The sequence below is a fragment of the Brevibacterium oceani genome (assembly GCF_013623835.1).
Lineage (GTDB): Bacteria > Actinomycetota > Actinomycetes > Actinomycetales > Brevibacteriaceae > Brevibacterium > Brevibacterium oceani.
On sequence record NZ_JABKDE010000001.1, the window covers coordinates 615,584 to 628,285 of the forward strand.

Annotated in this window: 13 protein-coding genes; 10 read left to right on the top strand and 3 right to left on the bottom strand. The window is 67.6% G+C overall.

Annotated elements, in window-relative coordinates:
* Positions 1-171 precede the first annotated feature (171 nt).
* Entirely contained in the window at positions 172-1,209 is a 1,038-nt protein-coding gene (gene coaA, locus HK401_RS02875; protein WP_181273129.1) for a type I pantothenate kinase, read from the bottom strand.
* A gap of 242 nt (positions 1,210-1,451) precedes the next feature.
* On the opposite strand from coaA, the gene glmS reads away from it, so the two are divergent.
* From glmS to HK401_RS02905, 6 genes are all read left to right on the top strand, one after another.
* On the top strand, positions 1,452-3,326 hold the full coding sequence (gene glmS, locus HK401_RS02880) for a glutamine--fructose-6-phosphate transaminase (isomerizing) (protein WP_181273130.1): 1,875 nt from the start codon (positions 1,452-1,454) through the stop codon (positions 3,324-3,326).
* 87 nt (positions 3,327-3,413) lie between these two features.
* Positions 3,414-3,872 (top strand): holo-ACP synthase, encoded by a 459-nt coding sequence (locus tag HK401_RS02885; RefSeq protein WP_181273131.1) that lies wholly within the window; start codon positions 3,414-3,416, stop codon positions 3,870-3,872.
* A 52-nt stretch (positions 3,873-3,924) separates the two neighbouring features.
* Positions 3,925-4,545 carry a DJ-1/PfpI family protein gene (locus HK401_RS02890; RefSeq protein WP_181273133.1) on the top strand — a complete coding sequence of 207 codons (621 nt, stop codon included), beginning with the start codon at positions 3,925-3,927 and terminating at the stop codon, positions 4,543-4,545.
* A 113-nt stretch (positions 4,546-4,658) separates the two neighbouring features.
* A complete protein-coding gene (locus tag HK401_RS02895) occupies positions 4,659-4,847 on the top strand; it encodes an antitoxin VbhA family protein (RefSeq protein WP_181273134.1) in 189 nt (62 codons plus the stop codon).
* Positions 4,848-4,940: 93 nt separating this feature from the next.
* The gene (locus HK401_RS02900; RefSeq protein WP_181273135.1) at positions 4,941-6,245 is read left to right on the top strand and encodes a M20 metallopeptidase family protein; all 1,305 of its coding nucleotides are present in this window, start codon (positions 4,941-4,943) and stop codon (positions 6,243-6,245) included.
* An 85-nt stretch (positions 6,246-6,330) separates the two neighbouring features.
* Positions 6,331-7,956 carry a bifunctional ADP-dependent NAD(P)H-hydrate dehydratase/NAD(P)H-hydrate epimerase gene (locus HK401_RS02905; RefSeq protein ID WP_181273137.1) on the top strand — a complete coding sequence of 542 codons (1,626 nt, stop codon included), beginning with the start codon at positions 6,331-6,333 and terminating at the stop codon, positions 7,954-7,956.
* Between the two features lie 15 nt (positions 7,957-7,971).
* Here HK401_RS02905 and HK401_RS02910 read toward each other — a convergent pair whose 3' ends face one another.
* Positions 7,972-8,670: a hypothetical protein gene (locus HK401_RS02910; protein WP_181273139.1), complete on the bottom strand. Its 699-nt coding sequence runs from the start codon at positions 8,668-8,670 to the stop codon at positions 7,972-7,974.
* A gap of 118 nt (positions 8,671-8,788) precedes the next feature.
* On the opposite strand from HK401_RS02910, the gene alr reads away from it, so the two are divergent.
* From alr to HK401_RS02930, 4 genes are read left to right on the top strand one after another with little or no spacing between them, the layout of a single operon-like run.
* Positions 8,789-10,102, top strand: a complete 1,314-nt coding sequence (gene alr, locus HK401_RS02915; protein ID WP_181273141.1) for an alanine racemase — start codon at positions 8,789-8,791, stop codon at positions 10,100-10,102.
* A gap of 26 nt (positions 10,103-10,128) precedes the next feature.
* Complete coding sequence (gene tsaE, locus HK401_RS02920) at positions 10,129-10,653, top strand: tRNA (adenosine(37)-N6)-threonylcarbamoyltransferase complex ATPase subunit type 1 TsaE (protein WP_258233928.1); 525 nt, start codon at positions 10,129-10,131, stop codon at positions 10,651-10,653.
* Positions 10,650-11,411 (top strand): tRNA (adenosine(37)-N6)-threonylcarbamoyltransferase complex dimerization subunit type 1 TsaB, encoded by a 762-nt coding sequence (gene tsaB, locus HK401_RS02925; protein WP_181273144.1) that lies wholly within the window; start codon positions 10,650-10,652, stop codon positions 11,409-11,411. The genes tsaE and tsaB overlap by 4 nt, the downstream gene beginning before the upstream one ends.
* On the top strand, positions 11,408-11,929 hold the full coding sequence (locus HK401_RS02930) for a GNAT family N-acetyltransferase (RefSeq protein ID WP_181273145.1): 522 nt from the start codon (positions 11,408-11,410) through the stop codon (positions 11,927-11,929). The genes tsaB and HK401_RS02930 overlap by 4 nt, the downstream gene beginning before the upstream one ends.
* Here HK401_RS02930 and HK401_RS02935 read toward each other — a convergent pair.
* A complete protein-coding gene (locus HK401_RS02935; protein ID WP_181273147.1) occupies positions 11,926-12,564 on the bottom strand; it encodes a biliverdin-producing heme oxygenase in 639 nt (212 codons plus the stop codon). The two genes, HK401_RS02930 and HK401_RS02935, sit on opposite strands and share 4 nt — an antisense overlap.
* Positions 12,565-12,702 lie beyond the last annotated feature (138 nt).

Here is a 12,702-nt window from a genome sequence, read left to right on the forward strand (position 1 = left end):
CGATACGAGGATCGCCCGTATCCGGTCGCCGCCGCGGGCAGGTGACCCGCTGGCGAAGAATAGAACAGTGCACACAGTGCAACTGCGTACGAGCTGAAACTATTTCCTCACCCGTAAGCGAAGTCGGTCACAGCACGCGCGCACGGCACGCCCACCCAGCACGACCGCGCCTCACAGCTTCCGCAGCTGCACCTTCCGGATGGTGTGGTCGGCGGACTTGTGGAGCACGAGGTCGGCGCGACCACGGCTGGGTTGGACGTTCTCCCGCAGGTTCGGGAAGTTGATCGAGTCCCAGATCTCCGTGGCCAGGGTGATCGCCTCGTCGTCGCCGAGCTTCGAATACCGGTGGAAGTAGGAGTCCTCGTCCTGGAAGGCGCCGTGCTTGAGTTTGAGGAAGCGGGAGACGTACCACTCGCGGATGTCCCTCGAGCGGGCGTCGACATAGACGGAGAAGTCGAAGTAGTCGCTGATCGACAGGCCCAGCGTGCCGTCGCTGCGCGGGCGGGCGGGCTGGAGGACGTTGAGGCCCTCGACGATGAGCACGTCAGGGGACCGGACTACCACCTCGGCGCCGGGGACGATGTCGTAGGTGTGATGGGAGTACACGGGCGCGCGGACCTCGGGGGATCCGGCCTTGACTGCGGCGATGAACTGCAGCAGCTTGCGCCGGTCGTAGGATTCGGGGAATCCCTTGCGCCCGTTGAGGCGGCGTCGTTCGAGCTCGGCGTTGGGGTAGAGGAACCCGTCGGTGGTGATGAGCTCGACCCGCGGGGTGTCGGGCCAGCGCGCGAGCAGTTCGCGCAGCACACGAGCCGTCGTCGACTTGCCGACGGCGACGGATCCGGCGACGCCGATGACGAACGGGGTGCGTTTGGCCTCCTGCGGTTCCAAGCCCCGATCGTGCAGCGGGGAGAAGAACTCCCTGGTCATGTCGTGTTTGGCCCGCCGGGCGGAGACGTAGAGGTTGAGCAGCCGCGACAGCGGCAGGTACACCTGGGCCACCTCGTCGAGGTTGATCCGATCGCCGAGGCCGCGCAGCCTCTCGATGTCACGCTGCTTCAGCGGCAGGGGAGTGGCCTGGGCGAGCGTGCCCCACACATCCCGGTCGAACTCCCAGAACGGGGACACCGATTCGGACTCGAGGCGGCGTCCGGTGTTCAGACCAGCGAGGCGGCGCGCACGGTCCAACTGAGGGTCGACATGGCTCATTCGACCATTGTGTCATGCGTCATGTTCGCCCCGTCACCGAGGTCCGACCCGGCGCCGTACCCGCCCCATCGCCGAGGTTACTGTCGGGCCCCGTACCAACCCTCGCTGAGGCGGCGGTCGACCCTCATCACCGAGGTGGTCATCGGTGCCCGTGACCGCCTCCGCGTGCGGTTCGTCACGTTGACCGGATCGTGACTCGCCGGAATGAGCGAGATTCGCCGGGAGTGCGTAAAATCTCCCTCATGTGTGGAATCGTTGGCTATGTATCCCAGGCCCCCGTTGACAACGCCGATCACACGGCGCTCGATGTCGTGCTCGGCGGCCTGAAGAGGCTCGAGTACCGCGGCTACGACTCCGCCGGTGTCGCGCTCGTGACGCCCGAGGGGCAGCTCGCCTCGGCGAAGAAGGCAGGCAAGTTCTCTGCCCTGACCGAGGAGATCGACGCCCATCCTCTGCCGGCCGCGCAGACCGGCATCGGCCACACCCGCTGGGCCACCCACGGTGGACCCACCGACCTCAACGCCCACCCGCATTTGGCCGACGGCGGCAAGCTCGCGCTCATCCACAACGGCATCATCGAGAACTTCGCCCACCTGAAGAAGGACCTCGTCGCCGAGGGCGTCGAATTCCTCTCCGAGACCGACACCGAGGTGGCCGCCGCCCAGCTGGCCAAGAACTACCGCGCCACCGGTGACCTCACAGCCGCGATGCGTGCGACCGCGGGCCAACTCGAGGGTGCGTTCACCCTGCTGGCCGTCCACGCCGACCTGCCCGGCCAGGTCGTGGCCGCCCGCCGGAACTCGCCGCTGGTCATCGGCCTCGGCGAGGGAGAGAACTTCCTCGGCTCAGACGTCGCCGCGTTCATCGACTACACCCGCACGGCCGTGGAGATCGGTCAGGACGAGGTCGTGACGATCACCCCGGAGACGGTCACGATCACGGATATCGAGGGCAACCTCGTCGAAGGTGAGCAGTTCGAGGTCGATTGGGACACTGCCGCCGCGGAGAAGGGCGGCTTCGCGTCCTTCATGGACAAGGAGATCCACGATCAGCCGCAGGCCGTGGCCGATACGCTGCTCGGCCGCCTCGACACCGAGGGGCACCTGACCCTCGATGAGATGCACATCGACGAGAACGTGCTCAAGACCGTCGACAAGATCGTCGTCATCGCCTGCGGCACCGCCGCGTACGCCGGGCAGGTCGCGAAGTACGCGATCGAGCACTGGTGCCGCATCCCCACCGAGGTGGAGCTCGCCCACGAATTCCGCTACCGGGATCCGGTGGTGACGGAGAAGACCCTCGTCGTCGCGATCTCCCAGTCGGGGGAGACCATGGACACGATCATGGCCGTCCGCCACGCGCGTCAGCAGGGCGCGAAGGTCATCGCTATCTGCAACACCTTCGGTTCGACGATTCCGCGCGAATCCGACGCTGCGCTCTACACCCACGCCGGCCCGGAGATCGCAGTCGCCTCGACGAAGGCGTTCCTGTCCCAGGTCGTCGCCTGCTACCTCCTCGGCCTCTACCTCGCCCAGCTGCGGGGGAACAAGTTCCGCGACGAGATCGCCACGATCCTGGGCGAACTGCAGACGATCCCGGCGAAGGTCCAGCGCATCCTCGATGAGACGAAGGCGCAGGTCCTCGCCCTGGCCGACCGGAACAAGGACGTCGGCTCGGTGCTGTTCCTCGGCCGTCACGTCGGCTACCCGGTGGCGATGGAGGGGGCGCTCAAGCTCAAGGAGCTCGCCTACATCCACGCCGAGGGCTTCGCCGCCGGTGAGCTCAAGCACGGACCGATCGCGCTCATCGACGACGGTCAGCTCGTCATCATCGTCGTACCCTCGAAGCGCGGCCGCGATTCGCTGCACGCGAAGGTCATCTCGAACATCCAGGAGGTCCGCGCCAGGGGTGCGAACACCGTCGTCATCGCCGAGGAGGGGGACGAAGAGGTCGACCAGTTCGCCTCCGAAGTCATCGCCGTCCCCGAGACGACGACGCTTATGGCTCCGCTGCTGACGACCGTTCCGCTGCAGATCTTCGCGATGGAACTCGCCACGGCCAAGGGCCTCGACGTCGACCAGCCGCGCAACCTCGCGAAGTCGGTCACGGTCGAGTGACCCGCCTCGGTGCTGGACGGGATATGGTCCGGTCCGGCACCGTGGACCGATGATTGTCGCTGCCGAGGAGTCTGAGGAGGAGCGAGTATGGCGATTCTAGGGATCGGCACTGACATCGCCGATGTGCCGCGTTTCGCCGAGCACATCGAACGCGTGCCCGAACTCCTCGACCGGCTGCTCACCCCCGGCGAGCAGCTCAAACGCAACGGAAAACGCCGTACCGATGCGTCCTTGGCGGCCCGGTTCTCCGCGAAGGAGGCACTGAAGAAGGCGATCGGCTTCCCCGGGTGGCTGCCCTGGCAGTCCGCCGAGGTGGTCCCCGCCCGCTCCGGTGCGCCCAGTTTCCGTCTGCGTGGGCTCGTCCTCGAGCATTTCAAACGCATCGGCGGCCAGAACATCCACCTCTCGATCACCCATGATGCGAACCTCACGATGACGTTCGTCATCGCCGAGGGGGAGGGGCCGTCCCTGAGCCCTGGCATCGAGGGGGTCGCCGAGCACTTCACCCATTCGATGTACGGACGGAATCTTCGGTCCCAGGACTGATGCCGGAGGACTGACGCCGGATGACTGACACTGCAGCTGAGACAATGAGTCCATGGATTCACGGACTCGCAATGTTGCAGTGGTGCTCTTCGACGGCTTCGAGGTGCTCGACGTCTTCGGTCCTGTCGAACTCTTCAGCCGGCTCCCCGATGCCTTCGCCCTGACCTATGTCGCGGCGCAGCCGGGACGTGTGCGCAGCGCCCAGGGCATCGAGGTCATCGTCACCGAGCCCTTCGACACCGCGAACACCCCGGACATCGTCATGGTCCCCGGCGGAATGGGCACCCGGAACTTGGTCGACGACCGAGGTTTCCTCGACGGCTTCGTGGACTGGTCGGCCGGTGCCGAGTTCATCACCTCGGTGTGCACCGGTTCGGCGGTCCTCGCGGCCGCGGGTCTGCTCGACGGGTACCGGGCGACGTCGAATAAGAAGGCGTTCACCTGGGCGGCCGAACACGGTGAGGACGTCACCTGGGTGCCGCAGGCGCGTTGGGTCGAGGACCGGGACCGGTGGACCTCATCGGGTGTGGCCGCCGGCATGGACATGACCGCCGCGCTCATCGCCCATCTCCACGGCGCCGAGGCGGCCGCGACCGCCGCGAACGAGATCGAACTCGACATCCACACCGATCCCGACTGGGATCCATTCGCCGCCCACCACGGGCTTGTTTGACCATGCTGGTTGTGGTTAAGGCGGGCACGCAGTAAATGCTCTGCGGCTGATTCACCACTGCTCCCGGTAGAATGGTGGGTATCGCGCGGAATGCTAGGGAGGCCGATCGAGCGATGCAATCAACCGCGAACGATTGCCGGTCGATTCGGGCTGCCCACGTAGCTGAAAGTGCTCACAGCGGCGAGATGGACGGTCTCTCGGTCAGCGCGGAGACCCAGGCGGACGCCGATCGCTATATCAATGGAGACATTGACGCCGACGAGGTTGTGGCTCGTACTCGTGCGCGTTATGGACTTTCCTGACCCGATGCCGGATTCCGTGACAGGTGTCCGGCCTGACAAGACCAACGCCCAGTCTCAATCCGCCTGCGCCTGCTGGGTAATAGACTCAGCACCATGAGCTCACTTCCCAACGATGCCGACAACACTCCCACCGCGAACGACGCCAACGCCGCTGCGGCTACCCCCACACCCACCATCCACCTGCCCACCGCCGAGGATGCCGCGGACATCGCGCCCGGCTTGGTCACTCTTCGCCGCGCACTCCACGAGAACGTCGAGGTCGGCCTCGACCTGCCGACCACGCAGAAACTCGTCCTCGACGCCATCGAAGGCCTCGACGTGGAAGTCAGCACGGGCGAGAACCTGTCCTCGATCACCGTCGTCCTCCGCGGCGGCGCCCGCACGGAAGACTCGACCGGTGTGGTGCCCGCCGTCCTCCTGCGTGGGGACATGGACGGACTGCCCGTGAACGAGGCGACCGGATTCGACTTCGCGGCCACCTCGGGGAGGATGCACGCCTGCGGCCACGACCTCCACACCGCCGGCCTCGTCGGTGCACTCAAACTCCTCCACCGCGACCGTGACTCCCTGCCCGGCGACGTCGTGTTCATGTTCCAACCCGGCGAAGAAGGCTACGACGGGGCAGGGAAGATGATCGACGAAGGCGTCCTCGACGCCGCCGGACCCCGGGTCAAGGCCGCCTTCGGCATCCACGTCTCCGCCGACGCCGACCTCGGAGTCGCCAGCTCCCGTCCCGGGTCCTATATGGCGGCGTTCTCGAAGATGACGATCACCGTCCACGGCAAAGGCACGCACGCCTCCCGCCCCGCCACCGGCAAAGACCCCATCCAGGTCGGCGCCATGCTCGTCGGCCAGCTGCAGGAATACGTCACCCGCCGCTTCGACATCTTCGACCCGCTCGTCGTCACCGTCGGCCAGTTCAACGGCGGCACCGCCCCGAACGTCATCCCCGACAGTGCCCGCCTCGTCGTCAGCGTCCGCACGTTCTCCGAAGCCGTGACCTCCCGCGCCGAGGTGGAGCTGCCGAACCTCGTCCGTGACCTCGTCGCCGCCCACGGTCTCACCGCCGAGGTGGACTACGAGCAGATCCTTCCCCCGACGATCAACAACGACGCCGAAGCCGAATTCTTCCTGGCCACGTTCACCGACCTCTTCGGTGAGGAGAGGACCGTGCGCAAGGCCAACCCGCTGCCCGGCTCCGAAGACTTCTCCCGCGTCCTCGACGCCGTCCCCGGCGCCTACGGACACTTCGGCGTGGCGCTGCCGAACCTCCCTGTCGACGAACGCGAAGCCAACCATTCGCCACGCGCTCGCCACAGCGACGACGGTCTGGCCGACCAGGCACTGTTCCTCGCCCATCTTGCCGGACGCCGGCTCGCCCAGCTGGCCGAGGACTGAGAGCACCGGCCCCTCACCACGGTCGGCTCTGGCCCCGGAGGGGGGAAACGGCATACGGTGCAGGGATGGACGTGAAGGAGCAGCGATGAGTGTGTTTGCCTATCCCAGTCAGGTCATCCGCGACGCCGAGGAGCCCCTCCTCGACGCCGGTGTCCCGCTCATGGCCCGTGCCGCCCGTGCCCTGGCCAACATCTGTCTTGAGACACTCAAAGCCGACCACGGCCGAGTGACCGGGATCCGCGTGAGCGTGTTGGCCGGACCCGGCAACAACGCCGGTGACGCCCTCTTCGCAGCGGCCACGCTCGCCCGGCGCGGTGCGGCCGTCACGGTCATCACCCTCTTCGACCGCACCCACGCCGAGGGACTCGCCGCGGCCCGCAGTGCCGGAGCCCAGGTCATCGCGTTCACGCCGACTGAGGATGGCGCCTCCTCCACCGCCACCGAGGCGGCCGACCGTCCCGAGTCCCGCACCGGCGCTGCCTCCACCGGCACCTCCCGCACCGACGTCCTGCGTGAACTGACCCGGGCCGACCTCGTCCTCGATGGGATACTCGGCACCGGGGGCAGGCGCGGACTGCCCGACCATATCGCCGCACTCATCGCCGACTGGGCCCCGCACCGAATCGGTCGCCTCATCGCCGTCGACGTCCCCTCCGACCTCGATCCCGGCCCCGAGGATGCAGGCTCGGACGGTGCACACTCTGTCGGCACCGACCAGCGGCTCCACGCCGATCGGACCGTGACCTTCGGCGGTCTCAAATCCGAACTCGTCGACCCCCGCATCGCCGAGTTCACCGGCTCCATCGACGTCATCGACATCGGGCTCGACCTCGACCCGGAGCTCGCCGACGCCGAACTCCTCGACTCAGCCGACCTCGCCGCTGACTTCCCCCGCCCCGATCCGACCGGGCACAAATACTCCCGCGGCATCACCGGGGTCCTCGCCGGTTCCGAAGACTATCCGGGGGCCGGCGTGCTCACGACCACCTCTGCGGTGAATTCCGGAGCCGGGATGGTCCGCTATCTCGGATCCCCGCTCGTCGCCGAGTTCGTCATCGGCCTCCACCCCGAAGTGGTCAGCGCCTCCGGTCGGGTCGACGCGGTCGTGCTGGGGCCTGGCGACCCCGAATCCGACTACGTCCAAGCCGTCGTCGACGGACTGAGCGACACGAACACCCCGGTCGTCATCGACGCCGGGGGACTGGACATGGTCGGCCGCGCCGAGGCGATGGCCGGCACCTGGCTGGCGCACCGCCCTCTCATCATCACCCCGCACGCCGGTGAGCTGGCACGGTTGCTCAGCCGCCTCCTCGGCGAGATCATCACCGCAGGCAGGATCGGTCAGGACCCGGTCGGGTGGGCCAGGCAGGCAGCGGAGCTGACCGGGACGATCGTCCTGCTCAAGGGCCACCACACGGTCATCGCCGCGCCCGACGGCTTCGTCGTCCTCCCCGAACCGGGCCCGGCGAGCCTTGCCACGGCCGGGGCTGGGGACGTGCTCGCCGGGGTCCTCGGGACGCTGTGCGCGATCGCCTCGGCGCGCGCTCGCTACGGCGGTGACGAAGCAGCGCTGCCGCCGCGGCAGTGGGCTCGCCTGGCCGGACTCGCGGTGCTGCTGCACAACGAGGCCGGCCGACGGGCGATCACCGCGGCCGGTTTCGCCGATGCCATCGCCGAGGTGGTCGACGAGCTCATCCGCGCCACCGACTGAACCGAGCACCTCCACTCAGTGAATGACGATCTGCGTCTTCGTCGACCCCTCCCACTTCATCGCCTTGACGAGGCTCGCCTCGTACATCGACACGCATCCGGCGGTCTTCATCGACGCGGTGTTTGCATGGAGGAAGATCGCCGATCCCTTGCCCGGGGTACGGGCCTCGTTGTACCCGATGACCTGGGCGTACTTGTACGGCTTCGGCTGGTAGAGCGATTCGCCCTTGTAGCCCTTCGACTTCAGCTGCATCGTGTTGTACCCCTGTGCCTTGGTGGCCGTGCCATCGACCCAGACGTGATCGCGAGTGACCTTCGTCCACGTCTTCTTCAGGCCCGGGTTCGCCGAGGTGCCGAAGCCGTCGCGCATCCAGAACACGCCCTTCGGGGTCTTCCCGTCACCCTCGCGCTTGCTCGCCGTCGTCCCGTTGTAGCCCAGCCGCGCCTTGTACGGACCGCTGTCGCGGACGTAGCGTGACCCGGACTTCGAGCACAGGTAGATGTCGGCGGTGATCGTCGTACGCTGTTTGACCTCGATGGCCTTGCCGGCCGTGACCTTCGAGTTCGATTCGATGCCGGTGCAGTACTTCGACGCCGCCGAGGCTGCCCCGGCACCCGAGGCAAGGGTGAGGACCGCGGCGAACAGCGCGGTCACGAGCACCATGGCCAGGGTGCGGGCGGATGAGAGGGTGCGGGCGGATGTGGTGGTGTGCATGACTTCTCCTTTGTCATCGGTTGGGTCCGCGCACCTCGGCAGGGTCGCCGAGACGTGCGGGGGTTCATCCTAACCACCGGTGAGGTCGGCAACATGGTGTCGGCGGTAGTCTTGTTCAGTGACATCTTTCGACATTCCCGAGGCTCTCGTGCGAGCAGAGATCGACGAGGCGGCCCTGCGCGACAATGCCTCCGTCCTCGCCGAGCGGCTCGCCCCCGCCCGCCTCAAATGGGTCGTCAAGGCCAATGCTTACGGCCACGGCGTCGACATCGTCGCCCCGGCACTGTTCGCAGCCGGATGGCGCGAGTTCTGCGTGGCCACCATCACCGAAGCACTGCAGCTGCGCGAGTTGCTCGGTCCCGAGGCGCAGATCCTCGCCTGGCTCTACGGACCCACCACCGACCTCGATGCGGCGCTGCAGGCCGAAATCGCCCTCGGCGTCTCCACCGTCGGCAGCCTCGACCGCCTCGCCGAGGCGGCCCTGCGCACCGGTACCACCGCTCGACTGCATCTGAAGATCGACACCGGTCTCGGCCGCAACGGGCTGGCCCCGGACGACCTCGTCCGCGCCTTCGACTGGCTGCGCCGCCATGACGAGGAGCGTCGTCAGAGCGCAGATGCCGACTACGCTCGACCCGGCGATCCGAGCCACGCGGCTGCCGCACCCGGCATCTGCATCGTCGGCATCATGAGTCACTTCGCCGTCGCCGACGAACCCGAACGCCCCGAGACCGCCGCCCAGAGCGCGGTCTTCTCCTCCGCCCACGGGCAGCTGCGGGCCGTGCTCGACGCCGCGGACGGCCGCCTCGGCGAATCGGAGGAACTCGATGTGCACATCGCGAACTCACCGGGCGCGCTCACCCTCGGCCCATGCCCGGGCACCTCGGCCAGGGTCGGGCTGGCGCTCTACGGTCTCTCCCCGCTCGCAGACGGGGACGCTGCGGCCCTCGGGCTGCGCCCGGCGCTGCGGCTGCTCTCGACGGTCATCAACCTCAAGGACATTCCCGCGGGTCACGGCGCTTCCTACGGGCTGACGTTCACGGCCGCGACCGACACCCGCTTCGCGCTCGTGCCCGGCGGGTACGGAGACGGGCTTCCCCGTGCGGCATCCAACCGCGCCGAGGTGGCCATCCGCGGGCGCCGATACCCCGTCGTCGGGCGCATCGCCATGGACCAGATGATCATCGACCTCGGAACCGGGAACGACGAGGTGGCCATCGGCGACGAGGTCGTCATCTTCGGCCCCGGCGGACCCAGCGCCGCCGAGTGGGGGACCTGGGCGGACACGATCAACTACGAGATCGTCACCCAGCTCAGCGCCCGCGTGCAGCGGTTCGCCCGCGGGGACAGTGCAGAATCGGCTGGTGCGGAGTCGGCCGGCGCAGAATCGGCCGGCCGGCAGCCGGCCTCGACGGACGGTGTCGAGCGATGAGGGCGCGCCTCGGATCGCTTGCGGACATGCGCACTTTCGCCGAGGAGCTCGCCGGGCACCTGCGCGCCGGTGACCTGCTCATCCTCACGGGCAACCTCGGTGCCGGGAAGACGACCTTCACCCAGTCGTTGGGGCGGGCGCTCGACGTCTCGGGGCGGATCACCTCGCCGACGTTCATCATCGCCCGCGAACACCCCTCGCGTTCCGGTGGACCGGCCCTCGTCCACGTCGACGCCTACCGGCTGGCCGACGGGGAGGAGCTCGAAGACCTCGACCTCGACTCCGAACTCGATGAGTCGATCACCGTCGTCGAATGGGGTGCCGGACTCGCCGAGCAGCTGAGCACCGACTACCTCGAGATCACCATCACCCCGGTCTGGGCCGCAGACGACGTGGCCGACACCGGCACCGCCGCTGACGACGAGATCGAGGACGAACGGCGCACCGTCGACCTCACCGGCCACGGCGACTCATGGTCGGGAAGAATGGTCCGCGTGCACGCCGGGATCTCAGCGCTTGAGGGCATCACAACCGAGGGAGACGCTTCATGATCATTCTCAGCATCGACACCTCGCAGTCGGCCTCCGTGGCACTCGTCGACACCGACACTGACACGGTCATCGCCGCCGAACAGGCCGATGACCAGCGTCGACACGTCGAGTTCATCGGGCCTGCGCTCGCCCGTGTGCTCAAGGCGGACGCGTCGCCCGAACTCGTCGTCGTCGGCATCGGACCGGGTCCGTTCACAGGGCTGCGGGTCGGCATCGCGGCCGGCATCGCCGTCGGCCAAGCCCGCGGCATCCCCGTCAGGGGACTGATGTCGCAGGCGGCGATCGCCGAAGAACTCGTGCGCAGCACCTCTGACGGGGCGACAGGCACTGACAGTGCGACCGGCACCGAGCGCCCCGTGCTCATCGCCTCCGACGCCCGCCGCAAAGAGGTCTATTTCAGCGTCTATGATTCGGTCGACGCGTCCCTGAGTGCGGGACCGTTCGTCGCCAGGCCCGCCGAGGTCGCCGCCGTCCTCGCCGAGCACAACTATGTGTTCGACCCCGCCGGTGCCGCACACGAGCCGACGGATGCTGCTGTCGATCGGATCGGTCAGCGGCTCGGTCGCGGCTTCCTTCTCTACCCCGAGACCCTCGGCGCTCCGTCGCTCGAGGACCTCACTGATCCGCGTGCCGAATTCCTCGCGTTCGCGGCTGCGCGGGAGCTCTCCGCCGGTCGGGAGTTGAGCGAGCCGATCCCCGAATACCTGCGTGATCCCGATGCGAAACCGACCCCGGTGCGTGAGAGCTCCCTGAGATGACCGCAGCGACGACCATCGCCGAGCTGCCCTGGTGGGACCTCGCCGAGGTTGCCGATCAGGATGCGGCCGTCTTCGGCCCCACCGCGTGGACACCCGGGTACTACTGGTCGGTCAAGGCACAGCACGGCACGATCATGCTCGCGGCCAGGACCGCCTCGGTGGGGGAATCGGATCCGGACGACACTGTCGACGGTTCGACCGCGACGGAGGGCACCGCCGCCTCGGTGGGGGAGCTGGCCGGGTGGATCGTCATGTCCTTATCCGGTGCTGAAGCCGATGTCATGACCATCGCCACCACCGAGGCTGCCCGCGGGCGGGGCATCGGGCGGGCCCTGCTCGACGCGGGGATCGGCTGGGCGAAGGACCGCGGGGCGGAGGTCGTCCATCTCGAGGTCGACGAACGCAACACCTCGGCGCTGGGTCTCTACGCCTCCCGCGGATTCGTTGAATGGGGACGGCGCCCGGATTACTATCCGGGCGCCGCGGCCGTTCTCATGCGTCTGCGGATCGGCGACTAGGCGACCGGGACCGCCCGCAGTTCCGTCGCCTCGGTGAGGTCGACGAGGAGGGCGCCGTTGAGGCGGAAGGCCTCCATCGTCTCGTCGATGACGATCTGCTCATCGCCGCCGGTCGCTGCCACCTCGTCGAGGAGGCGGCGGTAGGAATCCTTGTACGGCTTCGTCTTGCCCAGCGCTGTGAAGTCCCACATCGTCAGGGTCTCGACCGGCAGACTGTAGTGCCGACCCATAAGGGCGCCGATCGCCTGACCGCCGGAGAGATCACCGAGGTAGCGCGTGTAATGGTGAGCGATGACCTGCTCGGGACGCTCCAGTCCCGCGAGGTGGTCGGCGTAGGCGGTGGCGCTGGGCATCACGGGCAGATCCTCACCGCCGAGCGCGGCCAGGTCAGCTGCGATGCGTTCGGAGCGGAAGAGGTTCACGTCGTGGAAGGGCGCGAAGACCGGGTCGTCGGCGAACGTCCGCGACTGGGACTCGAGCACGGCATAGATGACCTCGTACTGCTTGAGAAGGAGGGCATACGCCCGCGAGTCCAGTCGTCCTTCCATGAGGTCGACCATGAAGGTGGTGTGCTCGACCTCGTCGTGGATAATGGCGGTGCTGGCCTTGAGGCGAGCTGAGAACGGTTGAGACATGATGTTTCCTCAATGAGTGATCGTCGACCCGAACGAGGGACCGCGATGGTCGAACTTAGGGGTGAGCCCGCCCCGGTTCGAAACTCTCGCTTCGAACCGAGGCGGACTCGCTGTCTCACTACATTACTTGTTTGAGAC